This window comes from Ligilactobacillus pabuli (assembly GCF_022836475.1).
Taxonomy (GTDB): Bacteria; Bacillota; Bacilli; order Lactobacillales; family Lactobacillaceae; genus Ligilactobacillus; species Ligilactobacillus pabuli.
Window position 1 is genome coordinate 1 of sequence record NZ_BQXH01000022.1, and the last position, 21,120, is coordinate 21,120.

The following is a 21,120-nucleotide window of genomic DNA, read 5'->3' on the forward strand; positions in this document are numbered from 1 at the left end:
GCTGGCCCCAGCCACACACCCCAGCACTTTAAACTAGCTATCAAAGTATAAAAAAAGAACTCCACCTTTAAGATAGAGTTCCAAGGACCATCAACACTATTTGACAAAGTCCCCATTTTATCGGCTCTGCGTCTTTGCGTCTGGCTCTGTAATCACAGTTACTTTGAACTGCTTTATTTCAATTAAATTTTCTTGTCTGCATTTCGGACAATAGAGGGGGAATTTTTTTAATTCAGTATCTTCCCTTATCTTTAATCGTGTTTTATTTCCACATACAGGACACAATATCCACTTGTAGTTTATAATAACTATCTCCTCCTTTACACTTTAATTCAAATCTTTATTAAAAAATATTTCATCTTATTTAACAAGAAACCATATTTATATAACAACATAAAATACACTAAGTTATTTTATTGAACATATATCGTACTTTATCTATCCGACTATTTGGACGACGGGGCTGGCAAACAGGTTCACCGGTAGTAACATGGTACCCTTTTAACTCTGTTAAACAAACACTACGTCCATTTGTAAAGAAAGTTAAATCACTACGATATTCTTGAATACACCGAGCAGGGATTTCTCCACTAAGAATGACCTCATTATTTTTCAATTGAGTGTCTACGATGTTCGCACAATATTTAGGAGCATCGTTGTATGCTCGTGAAAGATATTCCTGTGGCGCATAAATTTTAAAACTAAGATATGGCTCTAACAATTCTGTTCCAGCTTTTTTTAAGACTTGTTCCAATACAATAGGAGCAAGCATCCGAAAATCTGCTGGGGTACTAACAGGGCTATAGTATAAGCCATACTTAAAACAGATTTTACAGTCCGTCACATTCCAACCATACAATCCTTGTTCACAACCATAGCGTATCCCTTCCATAACTGCATTTTGAAATGATTGATTTAAGTATCCAAGAGAAACCGAGCTCTCATACTGCATTCCACTTCCCAACGGAAGCGGTGATACAGATAAACCAATGGAAGCCCAGAAAGGATTTGGCGGCACTTCGATGTGAATGGTATATTCTGCATTTTTTAACGGTCTCTCCATATAAATGACTGTAGGCTCTTTTAGTTCTATCTCCACATGATACTTTTCTTGCAACAGTGCACTAATCACTTCCATTTGTACTTTCCCTAAGAAAGAAAGTATAATTTCATGTGTCGTAGAATCCACGTAATATCGTAGAAGCGGATCACTATCTGAGATTTCCAAAAGGGCATCAAGCAACATTTCTCTCTGTTCAGGTTTACTCGGTTCAACAGTTGTTTGTAGTAGAGGGTGCGGATTTTCAATCTTTTTTCTCTGTGGCAATAGTTTTGTATCTCCAAGAACACTATTTAACTTCAAAAACTCATTTTGCAAAATAACAATTTCTCCAGAATAAGCTCTATCAATCTTACATAATTCACCATTTATTGAAGTATACATTTCTGTAACTTTTATTTTTTCTTTTTCTGATACTCTAACCGAATCTCGTAAATGTAGTACTCCACTATAAAGGCGTATATATGCAAGACGTTGTCTTTTTTTTGTATATTCAATTTTGAAAACATTTCCGCAAAGTTCAGACGGACCTCGATGTGTTGATGAATAAAATTTATTAGTAATAACTTCTATAAGGTTATCAATCCCTATATTACTTTTTGCACTTCCATGATAAAGAGGGAACAGAGAACAATTCTGAAATCTTATGCTTTCCTCTTGTTCGAGTTCCAATGCTTCTAATGATTTACCGGACATATATTTCTCTAAAAGGTCATCGTTTCCCTCTATTACCGTATCCCATTGTTCAGATTCGGTAAAGTTCGTCACACACACATTAGGATACAGTTCTACCTTCTGTTTGATTACAATTTCGGCAGAAAGTTTCTCTTTAATATCCTGATAAACCGTTGATAAATCAATTCCATTTTGGTCAATCTTATTGATAAAAAAGATTGTGGGAATCCCCATTTTCCTAAGTGCATGAAATAATATACGAGTTTGTGCTTGTACGCCATCTTTTGCAGAAATCAGTAGAATTGCCCCATCTAAAACTGATAATGAACGATATACTTCTGCTAAGAAATCCATATGTCCTGGCGTGTCTATGATGTTCACCTTCGTATTTTCCCACTGAAAAGAGGTTATTCCTGTCTGAATTGTAATTCCTCTCTGACGTTCTAAAAGCGTATTATCCGTCCTCGTTGTACCTTTGTCCACGCTTCCTAATTCTGTAATCGCTCCACTGTTATATAATAAGCTTTCTGTTAAGGTAGTTTTTCCTGCATCAACATGAGCTAAAACTCCAATATTAATAATTTTCATGTGATTTTCCTCCATTCAAAAGCCCAAAAGGGCATAAAAATCCCAGTGATAAATACTCTTATCACTGGGATTTTTATGCATAACCATAGGCATACAAAGCATACAGATATTCTCCGGATACTTTAGAATCACATGATAAAGGTATTCTTAAACTGGGTACAAAAAACTAAGCCCTCCTAAAAAAGGACATCCAATTATTTGTTCCCGCTATCAAATTGACAGTTTATTTAATAATACCTTGCCGCATATTTATTAACTCCTTTTAAATAGATACTTAAATAATAGCACGTAAGAGCATATTTGTAAAGGAATCTCCAATTTTTTATCAAAGAGAGTACGTGATTACAAAATAGCTGTAATAATGTACCAATATTTGTTATTCTATAATCTTCCAATTACTCCCGTTCTTTTCAAGTACCAAATCAAATTGAGATACCTGCGTTGCTTTGGTCTGCTGGTCGATATACTCCACTGTCAGCGATACCGTGACTTGATTATCCTTACGATTGTGAATAGGATTTACCAGTTCTTGAAAGATGTACTCTTTTCCGATTGGTTTTAATATCCCGTCATTCACATAGTAGGAAAGTTCACTGGCTGTCGCTGTAGGATAGAGCTTGAAGAACGTCGTTAAAAACTCATTGATTTCATTGGTTGTAATGGAATCAACCGTCCCCTCACTTTCAATGGCTTTTGGTTTATAACTTGATTTCTTAGGTATGTTGGTAATGGTCGGATTCTTAACCAGTACCATATTTCCAGAACCATCTACATAGACACTCACTATATAAGCAGAGTGGACGGTCTTTGTATTTTCTCCCTCTGTAATGAGCTGGTCTACACTGTAGGTTACATTAAACTCATTGTCGCCAGTTGGCTCTACCGTCCATATCTGAAATCCTCTTACAGAAGACGATACAGGAATATCTTTGCGTACTGTATCAACATTGAGAGCTTGAAGTTCATCTGTCAGATAGCCTTTTAGACTTTCCATTCGATTATCAATGGACTTATCGGATTGCTCCCATGAATAGTAGACTTTCGCAAAGTTCTCTACAAAATTTTCTACATGATGAGTATCAACGTATTCCTTTTCTATGATAGTTGTTTCGTGAATAGTATGAGTATCTATAGCTGTAAAGTGCTTGAATATCGCAAAGCTGAAACTAAGCCCTAAAAGTACCCACAAGGCAATCACAACCTTTTTATGAGGATTGACCTTATAGACACGAGGTTTCTTTTCCTTTGGTATCTGTTTTTCTTTATTCTGATTTTTTCTAAATTTCATCATTAAATCTTCCTTTCTCATTGTTTGATTCGTCCTGCTCCCACTAAATGCTGTTGCCAGTAGGGGCTTGTTAAGTCGGCATAACCGATTGGGTCGCCTGCATGAAACATACGGTTATTGCCAAGGTATATCCCAACATGAGTAATATAAGAGCCAGCGTTATAGGTAGAATGAAAGAAAACCAAATCGCCAGCTTGTGCTTCCGATAGTGGGATATGCTGGGTCACATCATATTGCTGTTGTGCGGTTCGTGGTAAGTTAATTCCAGCTTTTCCATACGTCCATTGTGTCAGTCCGCTACAATCAAAAGAAGTAGTCGGGGAAGCTCCACCGTAAACGTATCGCCAGCCCTCATATTTCAGTGCTTCGTCCATGATGGCTTGTACCGTATCATCATCAAACTCTGTTGTGACAAGATACTGCGTTACCAGTTGCACATAAAACATATTGCCATAGTTGTATCGCCAGCCCCCATTGATAGGTATGGCTATGGGATTGGGGTAAGACACTTTTTCGCCACCTGAATACTCTTTTGAGAAACTTTGAGCCAGTTCAAAGGTATATTTATTTCCACGATTAGCCACATACCCTAAGAAACCACCACCATAATTGTAGGACTGGATAACCGATTCTAAATCTACACTGAGCCTTTCGCTACTGGCTAATAATTCACTGAAATACTTCACACCTTGCTTAATGGATTCTTCTGTACTCAATGAATTAGGTGGAAGACCGAGGGATTCCGAGGACTGCATAACATCTTCCGCAGTACCGCCCGATTCCACCTGTATAATCGCAAGAAGTATGTTGACATATTCTTCAACGCCATATTCTTTGGCATATTTTTCTACCATAGGCTTATGAGCCAGCACTTCTGCGGAAACATTCACACCTCCATAATGAATATTGGAAATTCCGCTGTCCTGTTCATCTGAAAATAAAATGGCAACAAACAGAAGCAGTGAGAAGACCATCAAGAATAATCCAGAACCACCAATCACTAAAGTTTTCAACTTCATGGTTTCTTACCGACTTTCTTAATGGTGGCGGTTTTGATTGGTGGTCTACTTCTTGTATTTTGTAGTGGTACTCTTTGAACAGTAGACGGACGTTCTTTTGTGATTGGACGTTGTGAAGTTCTATCTGCTGTAGTGGTTGAAGTTGCTGGCTTTTGAACGGTTTTTTCTTGAACGGTATTGCCTTGGCGTTCCACTTTTGGACTTGAAAAATCGGACTTAACTGCTGGACGCTCTTGTTTGGCTTGTTGAGATTCCTTATATGAAGTCTGAATATTAGACTGTTTTGAGGTCTGTTCATCATGATATTGTTCTTGTCTTGTAGTCGGTCTTTCATGAACAGAAGAAGCAGGCTGTTTTTTCTGTTTGACCTGTTCCATTTCAGAGCGACGCTTCGCAATGGTTTTTCGCCTTTGTTCCTGCTGTTCCTTGCGTCCACTGGCTCTGTCCGCTTTGGTTTGAGAAATACTACTGGTTAAATCACGGACATTCTCTTTTACTTTGGATTTTCCTTGATATACTGCATATCTTGCATTGGTCGGCAAATCTTTAACCTGTTCTTTCAAACCACTAGCAGTGTCTACCATTCTGTCTTTGGTATCAGCTACTGTACCGATGGTTTGACCGATACGTTTTCCAAGTGTTGATTTTTCCTTTCCGTCTGGTCGGGAGTGATCTGCTTGTGTCCTTGCAGAACTCCCCGAACCCGACTGTCCTTTTTTACCTGTAACAATGGCAGACCCAGCCCCTAGAGTAGTCATGGAACGTCCAAGTTTCCGCTGTAGACGGTGCATGTGAGCGTGCATAAGCATACGAGGTTTTCTCATCACACGACTTCCCACACTTTGAGAATCGTTACTCTGTAGAGAAAACATACTCATTAAATCGCCCAGCTTGAAGTAGATTCCTGCAAAGGTCACAATCTGTAGAAAAGCAATCAAAAAGAACGGATAACCAGCCGATAAGGTATAGAGCATGGTTGAAATACTAAATGCTGTCGTAATAATCAATGTGATTCCAGCTCGTGTCAAAATGGTATTAAAGAGCTTTGTTATGGCTCGTTTTGACATACCATCAAATGATGGAATCATGCTTAAAATAAAGCTCACAGGCAGAAACATAGCATAGATGATAAAAAGTACCTGCGAGAAAATCATGATTCCTGTTAATAGGAATACAAATATGGAAATCCCAATATTGAAGACAAATAGGAAGAAGACTGTACCTAAACGGTTAATGGTCTTTGTAATGGTTAGATTGGTATTGCTTCTGTCTTCAATTTCTTCCGCAACAATTTTTTCTCTGTCTTCGCCATTGTTGGAATCTGGGCTGGTGGAGAGCAGGCTTTCCACACGGTCAATACCGATACTTTCAATGTCTGAACTGTTGTATTGAAGCAGTAGCCACGGTTGCTGAACCTGTATGGAAAACAGGCTATCTCTGATTAAGTCCACGCTGTCCTTGCCTTGACTATCGGAATGGGGCATGACAATCTTCGTGCCAAGTGATAAACTGGCATTACTGATGTCTGATGAAAAGTCATTGATTTTTTTAATGTAGTCGGGAGCGTAGGCAATAAAGGAAGCCGATAGGATAAACACCAGCACAAAATTCATAATGGCATGAATTGCCTTTGTGGTTTCTCTCTTTATCAGTCCCGTATAGGCAACATAAACCCCAAGAACCAAAATCAAGAGTAAGAGGAATCCAACATAGAAACCCTCTGTTGAAAATCCGTTTGCACTCACACCAGCTAAGGTCTGCATATTCTTACCAATGGAATCTGCTGTAGCGGAAATGAAGTCTAAGGAATAGGCTTCCTGTACTAAGTAACCTGTCGCATTGGAAACATACAAACTGATTGTCCAAATAAAATTGGTAATGGCATATAGTCCATACATGACCTGTTTTCCAATCCCGTCCGACCAGTTCCACGGAAGCCAGCCCCAGCTATTATCCACATAAAAATCCAGTTGATAGTTTTCAAGTGGGTATCGGCTGTATTCATTTGCCACATTGACCGTATCATCTACCAAGCCCGCAGCTTGAACCACCGTTCCCAGCATGGCTAAAAGAAAAATGGCAATCACAAGTGTGAAAGCCACTGTCATTGCCACTTTACCTAGACGTTTCAGCGTCCAGTTTGATTTTATTCTGTTTACTATTGATGGTTTCACATTTACACCTCTTTTCGCACAGGTGGTCTGGTATCAAAGGCATGGAGCAGTTCTTCAAATACAGGGTGGAACTGTATCACACCGACACAACCATATAAATCACTGATAAGGCATTGCCCGTTTTCCAAATCACGCAATCGCTTCTGATTGTTTTCGTCCTCTGGGTCTACACCAAAAAAGGCTAAGGTCTTTTTAATCTCGTTAAGGTCAGTGGAACGAAATGCAAATTTTAAGCCGAGGTTATTTTTCAGTTTTTCATCTAAGAGGTCGTCTGTATTTTGGGTCACGAAATATACCCCAGCGTTCATAGCACGACCAGCCCGAACCAGCTTCATAGATAGTGTTTTTCCTTGTGCTACCTGTAAAAAGCTCCATGCTTCGTCTAAATCTACAATCTTGAAAATGCTTCGGTCTGTATGGATAAAGTCTAAAGCAAAGGTACTAATGACAATCAGCATAGCAACGGATAAAAGCTCCATAGTGGTATATTCCTCAAAGGAAGTTTCCTTGTCGGGAAGTACCAAGTCCGCAACCTGTATAATGTTCAGTTGTTTTTCTAAGCTGATAGACTGCTCCACATAACCATTACTGAATAATAAATGTGCAAAGTCATAGTCTGTAAAACTTTCGATATGGTCGGCTATACTGGTACTTAGTGGCGTATTCTCAACCCGTAATTCCTCAATCACTTTCATCAACCCTCGTACTTCACTATTGGTTACTGCACGAATGGCTTTTCTAAGGATTGGGAAGCGTTCCCCATCACGAGAGGAAATCCCCATAAGGAATGTCAGAATATCAATAGCCAGTGATTCAGAATCTTTGGGATTTTTCATAATCACATAAGGGTCAAGTAAGCCTTTGTTTTTCTCATCAGAAGTCAGAGTGACGATATTGATTTCATGGGAAATCTCTGGCAAGGTTTCTTTCCATCTGCCACGTTCTGCTTTTGGGTCTACAATCACTGCTTGTGCCCCATAAAGCACCGCATAATAGACGATAAGGTTATTCGCAAAGGATTTACCACCACCCAGCGAACCAACAAAAGCCGACGCTAACGCATTGGTTACTGAACCCTTAACCCCTTGACTGGCAAGAGCAGGTTTCAGATAGACATTGCGTCCAGTATCTAAGCTGTAGCCAACATAAATCCCCTCATTTTCCCCCAGCATTTGAGTAGCACCAAAACCTAAACCAGCGAGGAAATCAGAGGTCACGTATTGAATATAATCATTCATATAACGCTTGCTGGCAGGTAAAAATTCTTCATGTAAGCCGAGCATATCCCCAAATGGTCGTACCAGTTTTACGCTTAAATCGTCATAAAAATCTTTCACTTCATTACAACGACGTTTGAGTTCGTCAAGATCATTTGCTGATACCCTTACCACATAAGACAGCTTGTACATAGATTCCTTGCTTTGGTCTAAATTGGTTTCCAGCTCATTCACACTTTCCAGAGCTTCCGCCACATTGGAGCTGGTTTCATTATCACTTTGCCAAGCGTGGTTATCCAAGTCTTTCAGTTCTTTCTTTTTATTGCGGACAGTAGATAGGGCTTTACGATTCGCTACAATTTCCACATTCATTGACGTATCAATCGGGAATGTAAATTGCTGTTGCTGGTAGTAGAAGATTTCAGAGGACGGGAAGTCCAGTTCTCCGACAATGCTGTTAATGGTAAAGTAAGCTACATAGACGGTTTCATCTTCCTGCTGGATTTTCAAATATCGCTGTTTTTCTTCCACCAAACAGCGAGTAGGCTTAATCAAGTCATAGTATTTAATCAGCGTTTCATTATCCAGCTTTTTCTTTGATAGATGGTACTCATACTCTTCATAGGCAGTGCCTGTCTGTCCGTAAAGGTGTTCAATCAGATAGCCGAAGTCGTCCTTATCTAACCTGCGGATTTTGAAACGACGAGAGATTTTATTTTCTAAGAGCTTTTCCATCTTCTGAAAACGCAGGATTTCATCATTACTCATACTAACAAAATCGCCCATCAGCTTATGGTTCACATCATAGACAAAATCAGACAAAGCATTTTTTGCTTCAACGGTAAGACTTTTCATAGAAAACTCCTGATCGTTGAGAAGCAACTTAAAGCCGATAAAGAAACGGTAGTTCACTTGATTTTCGCCAATCATGGATATTAAAGCGTCTGTCTGTTGGTCGATTTTGTCATAGGCAACCGCTTTGAGCTTGCCAGTGACTTCATTTTTGGAACGCTCTTGTGCAGAACGTATGCTGGATTCTGTACTGATTTGTAAAGCATGAATTTTGCCATCACGATTTTGTGCGATAAGCTGTCTGAAAGAATCATGCACTTGTATTTTCTGTTCTGGACTTAGAAATGAGTAATTGTAAGGAACAAGCTCATAGTAAGCATAACATTCCCCGTCTTTATTCCAGACGAGATTGTTTTCAATGTATTTAATTGGATATGCCATAAAATTCACTCCTAACTGCTGTAATGGCTTCTTGTGGCTGGTTTCTGCCAAGCGTTACTTTTTTTCCTGCATAGGTCAGCTTTGGTCGCAGTGCATAAGCAATGACAGACTTCAAAAATCCATAAGGCTTTTTACCATCAAAAGTTTTTGTAGACATAAACCATGTGAAAGCCACAGGAATCCCAAAGTATTTGAGAAATGCTCCCTCTATCATGGAAAGAGGGGGCAAGTTGCCAAGTATCATCACTGCAAAGAGTGACACGACAAACCATGTCATTTGCGTAAAGGTTATGGGAAACGGAAGTCTAAAATCATTGATAGAATACAGTACCTTTTCCACAGACCAGATACTGGTATAGCTTCGTATTTTCTTCATGTAATCAATCCTTTCATAAAAAATAGGGGTAGCTGATTGAGCCACCCCGTAAAATAGAAAATCTGCCAGTAGTAATGTACCGACAGATTTAATAGACGATTTCAAAAATCCCATGATTGGTTGAGATAAACGTTCCTGAAAGGTCTAAATCCCGACCATAGGCTTGATAATCAATATAGTTTTGAAGACTAGCTGGTACTTCGCCTAAAGCACCCGTTTCTTCAATGTAGTAGCGTGCCACGTCATACATATCATCACAATCGGAATGAATGATAATATCCTCTTGATGTTCGCTTAGTTCTTCAATGCTTGAAAAATGAGTGAGCAGAGCAGATAGCTCCGATTGTAATTCTTCGGGTAATTCCGATACCATTTCCCATAGTCGATTGAGTTCGCCAATGGAAGTGTATTCGTCAACCGTAAAGGGTAACTCGTAGTCATGAATGGCGTATTCCTCATATTCATCATTCAAGCCGATTTTCTCTTTGACTTCCTCAAAGTCAATGGGAAAGGTAAACCACGCACCGACCAATTCGCCCTCATTGTATTTGCCTAAATTCGCAATATAGACTTGCATATCGTCCATATATTCACGTCCTTTCTTTGTAGAGATTCAAAAATCCCTACCGCACTTCGTTTGGTGTACCATTCCTTTGCGGAACATAAGAAAACCACTTATATTCCACAAAAGAACGGTTTTATTTAAGCACCAATAATGCGATTGAATAGCTCTAGTAAAATGTCTTTTACTCCAGCAGCGTTGAAGACTAAGCCAACCGCAATAATCGCAATAATTAAAAAGCCAATCAGTTTGCTAAACTCACGCTTGAAGCCAAGATACAAGCCAATCACAACGATTGCTAAAAGCACCAGTGATTGAGCGTTTGATAGAAACCAGTTATAAAGGTTTTGTCCAAAATTCATAAAAATGTTCTCCTCTCTATATTCAATGAATTTGTATTTGAGTTATTTTTTTGTTGTTATCACGTCCTGTTCTTTTACTGACTGTTGCTTCAAAATCTGCTTGTGTCGGTCTGTCAGTTTCGCATGGTCGAGAATGTCTTTTACAACCTGCGTCTGGTTGATTTCATCAAGTTTAATCGCAACCTTTAAGGTCGGGGCAACTTGATGAGATAGCCAGTTCAGCGTCCTTTGGAAGGAGTAAGGCTCTGGTTTTGTGGTTAGTTTTAATCGTTCACGATTGTTCCCAATAAACCAAGCCCATTCTTCATTCAGTTTCCAATCAGAACGAGGTTTGGAATCGTCTTTATCTACAAAACGGATATACCGATTGATAATTTTAAAGGCGGTATGCTCTGGATTGTCATAGACGAGTAAATCACGGACTGCATAATAGGCACGCTCATTTTTCAATCGAATCTCAAAACGGTTTTTTACTTCTGCGTCTTCAATGGGAATATCATTTTTCTTGTACTGCTCGTAGTCCTTTTCATAGATACAGAAATAAACTTCACTTTGTAATGAACCGATATAGAGGGTGTTTCCCATACATTCCTTTTCCTCTTTGCGTACCAGTTCGCCACTGCGATAGCTTTTAAAACTGCGGAAGACGGAGATACATTCTTCCTGTTGGCACTTTTCAGTGAGTACAGGGATATTCAAAATCCCTGTCTTATCGTTAATGGCAAGGTCAAGGCGTTTCATCACACCGCCAGCCACCAAAACGTCCATAAAGAACTCATACCAGCTTCTTTGTTGTGCCAGAAGATAGCTTTCAAATTGTCTGCACCCACGACCTTTCAATTCCACCAGAACTCCTTTGTCCAGTTCATGGGAGCAAAGGACGAATATGTCGCCTAAAGCATAATGCTCTGAATAAGAATAGAAACCATAGTCCTCATGAAGAAAATAGGACAGTTTCAGTTGTAAGATGTTTTCGACCACCTGCTGTACGTCTGTTGTCGGAAAGCGAATCCTTACATAATCAAACAGCATTTCAAGGGGAGCGTCGGGATTGAAGCGTTCCAGAGCTTCCCAAAGGGACTGCTGTAAATCCTCTGATGGCTTGACTTTTCCTGTTTCAATATCGCTTAGATACTGCCTTGTAATACCAGTCGCAACAGCTAAACGGTTTTGAGATAGTCCATAAGCCAAGCGTTTTTCTTTTAAATGCTGTAACCAAGTTTGTTCATTCAGTAAAAATCCCTCCAATCAAAAAGGCGTATGTCAACTTTTAAAGCCCATTTGACATACGCTGAAATTTTGTAAATCCCTTGTAACCAAAGGATTTTCTAATGTTTTTTTGACTGTTTCCTGTCGATTTGTACCCCCCTGTTAGATACGGGGGGTTAAGTGCTGGCGTGGCTATTGCCACACCAGCCAGCAAGATCAGTCCACACCTGCGACTTCCGCTTCGCACGTCGCCTGCGTGGACTGTCTGCTGTTGGATAACTTTTTAATTTCCTCCAAGAAATCATATCCTTTTGGTACAAGGGGAGTATAAAACTCTGATATGACACTTGTTCCTACATCAACATAGCCACGACCTTTGATTCGCTTTAAGAAGAAATCCTTTTGTACGTCACTGCCAAACATCATGCCATAGCCCATTTCAGACATACGACCTAAAGCCACTCTGAAATTAAACTGATCACGGATTCCGTCGCCTAAATATTTTGCGTCTGGACGTTGACAAGCCAGTATTAGAAAGAAGCCAGCTTGACGACCTAACATGACAATCTGTTTCAGCTTATTCATAACTGCGGTGTTTTCTTTTGTTCCCAGCATTTCCATGAAAGCGACGTATTCATCAAAGATTAAGAAGTGTGCCGGGAGACCTAAGTAAGCATAATTTTTGCCAGTCTTATAGTTCTTCATCTGCTTCATTTCCTCACTACGTTTCATCATTTCTTCATAGAATGTTTCAATGCAAGAAAGCAAGTCTTCTCTTCTATAGTAGACATTTGCCATCACAGAACCTAAGTCCGCAAGGTCAGCATTTTTCGGGTCAAGAATATACAGTTTTGAATCTGTATGAAGCAAGGCTTCAATCAGTGTCAGTATAAAGTAAGTTTTACCGCCACCTGTACCACCAGCAATCAACATATGAGGGAGCTTATCATATTCCCACCATACGTTTTTCATTAAGCGAAGTTTACCATCTTTAGCTTCTACTTCATCAATAGAAATACGACTGGCTATGGTGTCATAGAGCAAAGTATATTCCACATAGGAATCCTTTAACTCTTTATCCGTCAGCTCACAGTACAAGCCACTCTCTAATTTCTTTTCCAAGTGTAAGAGTTGGTCTTGATATTTTCCCAGCGTGATTTCCACCCGTATCTGTATCAAGCCATTTTTAAGTCGATAATACATTTTAGGGAAGTAGGTTATCTTTTCCTTTGTACGACCAGCACTATCTTTAAAGAAACCCTCTGTTTTGACCTGTTCAGATTCATACCACTTGTTTTCAAGTATCATCTTTGCCAGTTTTTGACGGTGGTAAAGTTGTTTAACCGTATCATAGCGAACCCGTTTGAATACAAACGCTACCAGCAAGCAGATAAGAATTGCGACACTGAAACTGATAATTAAATAGGGAATGTCAATCTTATCTGCTTGTGATAGGTTAAAATCCTGCCAGTTGATCTGCTGGATTGTCTTCACATGAAACAGTCCGACAACCAGCAGGAAAACAGGCAGGAGTGACGCTATCGTAAAATGAAAGACTAAATCTTTACCAGATGGGCGAATCCTTTTACCACGCTGTTTCATGCGAAAAAGTCTCCTTTCTACCTAGCGACTATTTGTCTTGTGTCGGTTCTTTCTTTGCTTGTGGTTGAGCTTTGAATGAACTAGAATCCTTTGTCAGCACAATATCGTCTGCCTTGATATACCAGTCAACATCTGCTCCTTGATAGGTGGCAGTAGCAACGGTGTCCGCAATGGGATTGATAAGTTCCACCCGTGCGTTATAATCAAACTCTTTCAAAGGCACGCTGGCAGGAATACTTACTTGAATCATGCGTCCTTGTCCTTTGGATTTTAAGTCATAGGTACGTTCCTTGATTTCATCTGAAACCGACCCGTCTTCATTTTGGATTCTCACTTCACGACGTAGAGCAGAGAATTTCAATTCTCCAAAAGTCGTGTCTTTATCTAATACAATGCCATTTGCTAATCTCATCATTTTTCCTCTCTTTCTTTATTCTTTTATCATGTCGTCAGCATGTAAAAGGTAATTTGTAAAACCACGAGTGCCGATTTTGTAGCCCTCTGCGGTAATACGTGGATTGACTAACTTCACACGTTCCTCAAAGCCGAAATGTTTTTCGCCAGCTTCAGCAGGAAGCACCACCACAATATCATCTGCTCTTTGAACATCAGAATAGAGATTATAGCTTCTTGATAAGACAGTTAGCCGTCCGTTGATTCTTCGCTGAACGACTTTATCCTCGCCAGCAAATTCTAAATTGCCGAATGTTTTTTCCATGTTGGGAATCACAAATTTAAGTTCCATATTTTTACCTATCCTTTCTTTTTTATTGGCTGAATGAATGTTTGATGGTCTTAAAGAGTGGGGAACGACCTTTTGATTCTTGATTTTTTGTTTTCATAAGTTCACTTCCTTTCAAAATCGGGTAAAAAAATAGACACCTCATTTTTTGAAGTGTCTACCTATTAAATATTCAAATTTTATTGGAAGTATCTTTATATCTTCACTTTTCAAGGATAAATCGTCGTATCAAAGCTCATTCATAAGTAGTAAATTAGTAGTAAATTGAGTGGTTTTGACCTTGATAAAGTGTGATAAGTCCAGTTTTTATGCGGATAACTAGATTTTTATGCTATTTTTAAACAAAAAATTGCACCAGCAAAGGACCTTTTTTAGTCTCTTGCTGGTGCAATTCTTTGTTGCGCTTATGCTGATAATTTACTTAACATTTTTTTGGTCGGCGTCATACATATATTGCCGAGTCATTGGTGTCCCGGTCCCACTCGTTCCGTTGACTAGCAGATACTGGATCACATCAATGTTGCCCGCCTCAAACGATGCCGCACAGGCCTGCAAATATAGATCCCACATCCGCGCAAATTTTTGCCCGTAACGTCCTTGGATCATAGTGTAGTTGGCTTGAAAGTTAGCCTGCCAACATTCCAGTGTCTTTTGGTAGTGTCGGCGCAGCGGTTCAAGATCTGTCAGCTGCAAACCGGCATCCATGATATGTTCCAAGTTTTCGGCCACGTTCGGAATGTAGCCGCCTGGGAAAATATATTTGATAATAAAAGGATCAACTCCGGCACCCCGGTGTTGCCCAGTAATGCCGTGAATCAATGCTCGCCCATTTGGTGTCAGCATTTTTTTAACCGTTGCGAAGTACTCGCCCAAATTTTCTTTACCGACATGTTCAAACATCCCGACCGAGGTCACGTAGTCATATTGACCGCTTAAATCCCGGTAATCGCGGAGATAAACCTCAACTTTATCTTCCAAATGACGTTCTTTAATTTGTTGTTTGGTGTAATTATACTGTTCCTGACTCAAGGTGACACCTGTCGCGTGGACACCATATTCTTCCGCAGCAATGTATAAGACTGTGCCCCAGCCTGAACCAATATCCAAGAGGCGACCGCCTGGCTTGGGCTGCAATTTGTTCAGTATATGATGGACTTTATTGAGCTGGGCTTGTTCCAAACTATCATCTTCATTGGCAAAGTATGCGCAGGAATATGTCATAGTTTTGTCGAGCCATAGCCGGTAAAACTCATTGCCAATGTCGTAATGACTCTGAATGTCTTCTCTTGACGCTAATTTAGAATGAGAAATTTTAGGCAAATGCTTTAAAAATGAGTTTTTCTGCAAAAAGCTGTTGGACTGCCGAAAAGCAGCCGCAACCAACTTCTGAATGCCGTGCTCGCCAGTAATGACAAGGTCTCCATTCATATATGCTTCACCTAAGATCAAGGTCGGAGCAGCAGTCAATTCCTTTAAGGGAAAAGCCTGGTGAATTTCAACTTGGACTTCCGGCGCTCCCTGGCCATAAATTTCCTTTTTGCCGTCCCAATAAGTTACCGCCACTGGAATATCGAAGGCGTTACTTAAAAGTTTCCGATAAATTGTCTTTTCTAACATCTATAAATATTCCTCCAAGTCTTTCAATCTAGCTATTCTTTCATATTTGTAACTTGCACCATAAAAACGCCTGGCAACTGCTTGAGCTCAAACAAGAAGCGGTTGGTATCAAAGCGATAGTTTACCAGTGCGTCAGATTCAAGTACGATCATTTTATCATTGATAGCCAATAAATTAAACGAAACACCCTTGACACCTTGCTGCTCAAAATAATCCTTTAATAAATTCACAGTTTTTTGGTCGGGGCTTAGTTCAATGTGCAGCCGCATCCGGACCGTGCGCATTAAGGCGTTGATCAGCGAATCATCATGGAAATAGCGTTGCACTAAGACGATCATTAAAGTCGCGATCAGACTGATAGCGTACAAACCAGCTCCGACTGCCATCCCGATCGCAGCCACTGCCCAGACACCGGCGGCCGTGGTCAAGCCGCTAATTTGTGAGCGCCGGACCAGGATCGTTCCAGCACCGATAAAACTGATCCCACTCACGATCTGAGCGGCGATCCGCGAGGGGTCAAGGTCGATTCCATTAGTCGAAACCACATCAGCAAAGCCATACTTTGAAACCAACATGATCAGTGCAGCCGCCACTGCGACCACCATATGCGTCCGGATTCCCGCACTTTTACGGAGCTTGGATCGTTCAAAGCCGATCAATCCGCCACATAACGCTGCCACCAACAGGCGTACCGTCCAATCAGCACTCTGCCACATTAGATTGGGTCACCTTCCTTTAACTAAGATTTGTCTCCTTCACTCATTATCCTAGCATATTTTTCACTTTTTCCGGCCCATTAAGCTCTCTAACAACCGGACCCACTGCTCAATAATTTTAGCCCCGCTAAATTCTTCACTGCGGTTTAAGGCCGTTTGCCCCCACAACTGCCGTTGGGTGCGGCTAAACAAGAGTGGTCGTAAGGCGTGATAGACAGCGTGTTCGTCAAATTGGGCCAGTTTTCCATAGCGACTGTCTTGTAAATACTCCTGGGTCCCCGAATTAATGGTTGCCACGATCGGCAAACCAAATGTCATTGCTTCACCCACCACCAATGGCAAGCCTTCCCAGCGCGACGTCAACAAGAAAATCGAAGCTTGTTGGTAATGATGCTGTAACTCCTGGTCGGTCAACGACCCACGTAAAATCAGCTGTTGTTCCACTCCGTTTTCGGCGATCAGTTCCTTGACTTTAGCTTCATCCGGACCAGTCCCTGCGACCCGGATCTGCCAGTTATCTGGTAATAAAGCCGCGACCTTGACCAATAGATCTAAGCCCTTATGCGCAATATCTAAGCGGCAAACCATCGCGATCACCTGCTGGTCTAAGTCAGCTGGTTGCTCAGCCGTCAGTGTTAGCGGATTATACAACCGAACGGTATTAGCGTTATAGCGGACAAACTGGTCAGCATCGACCTGCGTTAATGCTAAAATCGTATCGACTGCACGTAGTCCACCCACAAATTCGCTTTGCATCTGTTTGTAATACTGGTTCAGGTAAGTCTGAAAATTATTATGCATCCAGGCAATCAAACTGACCGTTGGACATGCCTCTTTGATCACTGGCGCAAAGCTAGTCAGGGTCCCCGCTGTTAAAACGACCACATCAAACCGTTCCGCCTGGATCACCTCAATTAAATCTTGGATCTGAGGGGCAAATTCAGTTAATGGGTCGACTCCCCGGTAGCTGCGGCCGGTATCATAAGGCCGCTTTGCCGTCAGTAACGGCGCCTCCAGTTCAAAATAAGAATCGATCGTCGACAAAGAATAAAAGGCCACATCGTAAATTCGCGACAAGTAATTGCCCACGACGATCGTGGCACGGTGTGCACCATCCATCTGTAAGTTTTCTAAACAAAATAAAACTTTCATGCGGCCACCTCCAAATTGGGCTGCGACTATTGCTTGCTGATCATCCTCGTCAATTTCAGTCCCCCTAAACTTGAAGCTGTGCCATTCTCAGTTTTTGAAAAAAGAGGCGCGCTTTCGCAGGCCCCTAATCTGTCAGATATATTTTTTTCAAATCCCGCTGTTGTGCGGGTGTGACCCCTAATTCTGTTGCCAAATAATGTTCTAATGATCCGGCTTCCCGCTGGATCGTTCCTAACGCACAATCCAAGTATTCTTCAGAAACTGTACTTAACGCTTGAATATTTTCCTGATAGATCGGATTTTGCTGGGCAACTGGTACCCGGTCAGCCATCGGTTTAAACCGTTCTTTTAAAAAGACGTTTGACGCCAGGTAATCAGCCCTGATCGTTGCTTGGTCTACTCCTAACGCCGTCAAAGCATAGACTGCTCCCATCCCCGTCCGGTCCTTACCTGCAGAACAGTGAAAAATCACTGACTGGTCTGGTGCGTCATTTGCCAGCAGCAAATCGAAGAATTGACGGTAGGCCTTCTTTGCATTAGCCGATAAAACAATATCATTGTACGCATCTAACATTTGTTTAAAGCCGGCATTTTCTTCATTTAATAAGCGTTGATCGTGTTGCCGCGCATCGTCTTGACTTCTAGTTTGATCGACCGTAAAGACTGGCGCAAAATAATAATTGGCTTGGTCTGGTAAACGGTCAGGCTGTTTTTGTCGTTCTTGCGGCGAACGGAAATCAATATCATACTTCAATCCGTACTCGCCCAAGTAATTTAAATCTTCTGTAGACAGCTGACTTAAAGCCGCGGACCGTAACAATTTTCGTTTCCGGATCTGTTGGCCGGTCGTCGTCTGATAACCGCCTAATTCTCTAAAGTTTACTCCATTTTTGATTAGTAATCTCTCTGGCATCATGGTTCGTTTCTCTCCTTCGATCGTAAAACCACCACTGACCTCTGCTAAAAACGCCACTGTCCTTAGCCAGGTTAGGTCATGCTTCTTGTTAATTTACCACAAATCCTGCCTAAATAGCTAGTTAGATGCACTAACTATTGATTATAGGCCAGCAGAGTTTGTGTTTTAGTTGACCAGCTAATTTTCGTGACACCCGCATTATCCGGTTCATTGAGCGTCGCCACGTGCTGGTCGTCTAGGCCTAAAAGCAGTGCTACGATCAGTTTGATCGTATAGCCGTGACTCACAATCAGCACCCGGGCATCGCTTGGCAAGCTGCTAACCGTCGTCTGGAAAAATGACCGTAAGCGGGCCAGCGCCTGGGCGTGAGTCTCTCCGCCTGATAAGACTTGAGAACCTGGCAGTAAATTCTGATTTTCGTCAAAAAATTGCGGATGGTCCTGCCGTAATTTCCAGGTCAGCTGGCCATCCCACTGACCGTAATCAAATTCCCGCAAACGCCAGTCATAAGTCACTGTTTGGTCTGGTCGAATGATTTGTGCCGTTTGGGCTGCCCGTGCTAAAGGACTGGCAAAAATTGCCGTGAACTCCACTTCACTCAACTTAGCGGCAGTTTGGCGGGCCTGGTTTTGCCCTTTGGTGCTCAACGGGGTATTAACCTGGGCACCCTGCATGATCTGGTGGGCGTTGGCCTGACTTTGGCCGTGTCTGACAATGTACAAAATCGGCATTTACTTTCTCTCCTTTTTTCGCTAGTTTTCATTATTGTCCAAATCTCCGGTGATTTCAAGCTAGATGCACGAGGACTGACCTGCTTTCATTTTAAAAAAACACGCCATCCTCTCAGCTGAGAAAATGACGCGTTCAATCTACTATTTTAATTGTTTAAGCCTTCCGCATACAGCTTCAGCTTGCCTTCAATAATGTCTTCGACTAAATCGCCGTATGAAACACCATCGTTTTCAGCTTCTTGCGGTAACAAGGAATGTGGTGTCATCCCTGGTAAATTATTGCCTTCAATGACCCAGACATCCTGACCATTGACCAAAAAGTCGATGCGTCCGTAGTTTTGTAAGCCAAGCGAATCCATGGTGGCCAGGGCCATCTGCTTCATTTTATCGTGCACTCCAGGTTCCAAATCTGTTGGCGGAGTGATAAATTCAGTATAACCATCTTGGAATTTATGTTCGAAATCATACCAACCATCGTTGACTTTGATTTCAATTGCTGGATAAGTATAACCATTCACAACTCCCAAGGAGAACTCACGGCCTTCGATAAATTCTTCGACCATCGCACTCACGTCAAACCGGAAAACATCCACCAAACTAGCTTCTAGTTCAGCTGCGTCATGGACGATATGTGTGCCGACTGATGAGCCGCCAGAAGTTGGTTTCACAACAACTGGATAGTCAAATGGAAGCTGGTGGTCTTTCACACCGTCTTCGCGTTTGATTTCAACATAAGCAGCTGTTGGAATCTGGTCTTGCAGCATTAACTTCTTACTGTAGGCCTTGTTCATACAATTACCGCTGGCGATCACGCCACTGCCGGTATATTTAATGTTGTTGAGATCTAAGACTGCTTGGACCTTCCCATTTTCTCCATCGCCGCCATGCAATGCCAAGAAAACAATGTCGCAAGCCCGACAAATCTCTAACACATTTGGTCCAAATAACTGAGTTGAACCATCTTCACGCAGGGCATTCACATCGGCATCAGTCAGGATCGCATCTGAGATCACTAAATCCTTACTCGTATTAGCATCCTCAAAAACTGAGTCGACATTCGCACCTGCAGGTAAGTCATACCCCAAAAATAGGTCGATATATGTTGCTTGGTGGCCTTTCTCCCGCAAAGTATTGGTAATGCGGTAGCCACTTGAAATTGAAACGTTCCGTTCGGTACTGCGTCCACCTGATAAAACTACGATTTTCATAGGTTGAACACCTCCAGATTTATTTGAACCTTAAGTATACCATAAAAATCTGGCGGTCAAAGAGAATTTTGTTCATCACCACATAAAATTTATTCATCTTTTGACTCCGCGAACCCATCTTTTTCAGGGGACCCAACTGCTTGTTTCCAATCAGCAGTCATCCGTTCCAGCAACTCCCCGGCAGTCATAAAACGCGCTGTCTGCAGGACTAAATTCACTGGTGTTCCAGTCAGTTTGGTATTTGCTTGCCCTAACCAGCGCTTGTATGCCGACAAATGTGCCAGGTAGTCCGCTTCATTGACCAACTTCACGCTGACAAAAGTTTGCCCGCCAAAGGTTATTTCTTGGATGTCGCTGACGTCCTCCCACCTGATCAGCAGCTGGCCAGTAGCCGCTAAGCTAGAATAATCATAAAAGCCCTCCGTCGTCAATTGAACCAAGATCTTGCCTTTAAAAAAATAGCGCATTAACAAGCCGCCCCACACGACAAACAAAACTGTCCCGCAACCGCCCACGATCCGGTATGACAAGGACTCACCCAGCCAGCCCAGATAAATCACGAACAAGTTCAACGACACTAACAAACTATCCAAAAAGAGCAAGAAGACTTGGCGGCCTTTTGCTTGGTAGACCGTGAACGTTTCTGTTGTCTGCATTTTAATTCCCTCCATTA

Annotated in this window: 20 protein-coding genes and 1 pseudogene; all 21 read right to left on the minus strand. The window is 41.5% G+C overall.

Features of this window, described 5'->3' with window-relative positions; genetic code table 11:
- Window positions 1–117: 117 nt before the first annotated feature.
- Window positions 118–285 carry a cysteine-rich KTR domain-containing protein gene (locus tag LPAF129_RS09395; protein WP_000336323.1) on the minus strand — a complete coding sequence of 56 codons (168 nt, stop codon included), beginning with the start codon at window positions 283–285 and terminating at the stop codon, window positions 118–120.
- A gap of 118 nt (window positions 286–403) precedes the next feature.
- Window positions 404–2,323, minus strand: a complete 1,920-nt coding sequence (gene tet(M) / locus LPAF129_RS09400; protein ID WP_000691749.1) for a tetracycline resistance ribosomal protection protein Tet(M) — start codon at window positions 2,321–2,323, stop codon at window positions 404–406.
- Window positions 2,324–2,338: 15 nt separating this feature from the next.
- Window positions 2,339–2,386 (minus strand): annotated as a pseudogene (locus LPAF129_RS11315) (hypothetical protein); the annotation flags it as partial.
- 313 nt (window positions 2,387–2,699) lie between these two features.
- Window positions 2,700–3,632, minus strand: a complete 933-nt coding sequence (locus tag LPAF129_RS09410) for a conjugal transfer protein (protein WP_001224318.1) — start codon at window positions 3,630–3,632, stop codon at window positions 2,700–2,702.
- Entirely contained in the window at window positions 3,629–4,630 is a 1,002-nt protein-coding gene (locus tag LPAF129_RS09415) for a bifunctional lytic transglycosylase/C40 family peptidase (protein WP_000769868.1), read from the minus strand. The genes LPAF129_RS09410 and LPAF129_RS09415 overlap by 4 nt, the downstream gene beginning before the upstream one ends.
- Window positions 4,627–6,804, minus strand: a complete 2,178-nt coding sequence (locus tag LPAF129_RS09420) for a CD3337/EF1877 family mobilome membrane protein (RefSeq protein ID WP_000804748.1) — start codon at window positions 6,802–6,804, stop codon at window positions 4,627–4,629. The genes LPAF129_RS09415 and LPAF129_RS09420 overlap by 4 nt, the downstream gene beginning before the upstream one ends.
- A gap of 2 nt (window positions 6,805–6,806) precedes the next feature.
- Complete coding sequence (gene tcpF / locus LPAF129_RS09425; protein WP_244056589.1) at window positions 6,807–9,254, minus strand: conjugal transfer ATPase TcpF; 2,448 nt, start codon at window positions 9,252–9,254, stop codon at window positions 6,807–6,809.
- Window positions 9,238–9,630 (minus strand): conjugal transfer protein, encoded by a 393-nt coding sequence (locus tag LPAF129_RS09430; protein WP_000723888.1) that lies wholly within the window; start codon window positions 9,628–9,630, stop codon window positions 9,238–9,240. The genes tcpF and LPAF129_RS09430 overlap by 17 nt, the downstream gene beginning before the upstream one ends.
- 88 nt (window positions 9,631–9,718) lie before the next feature.
- The gene (locus LPAF129_RS09435) at window positions 9,719–10,216 is read right to left on the minus strand and encodes an antirestriction protein ArdA (protein WP_000342539.1); all 498 of its coding nucleotides are present in this window, start codon (window positions 10,214–10,216) and stop codon (window positions 9,719–9,721) included.
- A gap of 116 nt (window positions 10,217–10,332) precedes the next feature.
- Window positions 10,333–10,554 carry a hypothetical protein gene (locus LPAF129_RS09440; RefSeq protein WP_001009056.1) on the minus strand — a complete coding sequence of 74 codons (222 nt, stop codon included), beginning with the start codon at window positions 10,552–10,554 and terminating at the stop codon, window positions 10,333–10,335.
- A gap of 42 nt (window positions 10,555–10,596) precedes the next feature.
- Window positions 10,597–11,802, minus strand: coding sequence for a MobT family relaxase (gene mobT / locus LPAF129_RS09445; RefSeq protein ID WP_000398284.1), 1,206 nt, complete (start codon window positions 11,800–11,802; stop codon window positions 10,597–10,599).
- A 177-nt stretch (window positions 11,803–11,979) separates the two neighbouring features.
- Window positions 11,980–13,365 (minus strand): FtsK/SpoIIIE domain-containing protein, encoded by a 1,386-nt coding sequence (locus LPAF129_RS09455; protein WP_244056591.1) that lies wholly within the window; start codon window positions 13,363–13,365, stop codon window positions 11,980–11,982.
- Between the two features lie 28 nt (window positions 13,366–13,393).
- Window positions 13,394–13,780 (minus strand): YdcP family protein, encoded by a 387-nt coding sequence (locus LPAF129_RS09460; RefSeq protein ID WP_000985015.1) that lies wholly within the window; start codon window positions 13,778–13,780, stop codon window positions 13,394–13,396.
- Window positions 13,781–13,795: 15 nt separating this feature from the next.
- A complete protein-coding gene (locus tag LPAF129_RS09465) occupies window positions 13,796–14,110 on the minus strand; it encodes a YdcP family protein (RefSeq protein WP_000420682.1) in 315 nt (104 codons plus the stop codon).
- A 414-nt stretch (window positions 14,111–14,524) separates the two neighbouring features.
- The gene (locus LPAF129_RS09470) at window positions 14,525–15,724 is read right to left on the minus strand and encodes an SAM-dependent methyltransferase (RefSeq protein WP_244056593.1); all 1,200 of its coding nucleotides are present in this window, start codon (window positions 15,722–15,724) and stop codon (window positions 14,525–14,527) included.
- Window positions 15,725–15,756: 32 nt separating this feature from the next.
- Window positions 15,757–16,440, minus strand: coding sequence for an MgtC/SapB family protein (locus tag LPAF129_RS09475; protein ID WP_244056597.1), 684 nt, complete (start codon window positions 16,438–16,440; stop codon window positions 15,757–15,759).
- 63 nt (window positions 16,441–16,503) lie between these two features.
- Window positions 16,504–17,592: a glycosyltransferase gene (locus LPAF129_RS09480; RefSeq protein WP_244056599.1), complete on the minus strand. Its 1,089-nt coding sequence runs from the start codon at window positions 17,590–17,592 to the stop codon at window positions 16,504–16,506.
- A gap of 124 nt (window positions 17,593–17,716) precedes the next feature.
- Window positions 17,717–18,508 carry a tyrosine-protein phosphatase gene (locus tag LPAF129_RS09485; protein ID WP_244056648.1) on the minus strand — a complete coding sequence of 264 codons (792 nt, stop codon included), beginning with the start codon at window positions 18,506–18,508 and terminating at the stop codon, window positions 17,717–17,719.
- Window positions 18,509–18,642: 134 nt separating this feature from the next.
- On the minus strand, window positions 18,643–19,239 hold the full coding sequence (locus LPAF129_RS09490) for a histidine phosphatase family protein (RefSeq protein WP_244056601.1): 597 nt from the start codon (window positions 19,237–19,239) through the stop codon (window positions 18,643–18,645).
- Window positions 19,240–19,385: 146 nt separating this feature from the next.
- Entirely contained in the window at window positions 19,386–20,447 is a 1,062-nt protein-coding gene (locus LPAF129_RS09495; protein ID WP_244056604.1) for a D-alanine--D-alanine ligase family protein, read from the minus strand.
- 89 nt (window positions 20,448–20,536) lie between these two features.
- Window positions 20,537–21,103, minus strand: coding sequence for an STM3941 family protein (locus LPAF129_RS09500; protein ID WP_244056607.1), 567 nt, complete (start codon window positions 21,101–21,103; stop codon window positions 20,537–20,539).
- Window positions 21,104–21,120: the final 17 nt, after the last annotated feature.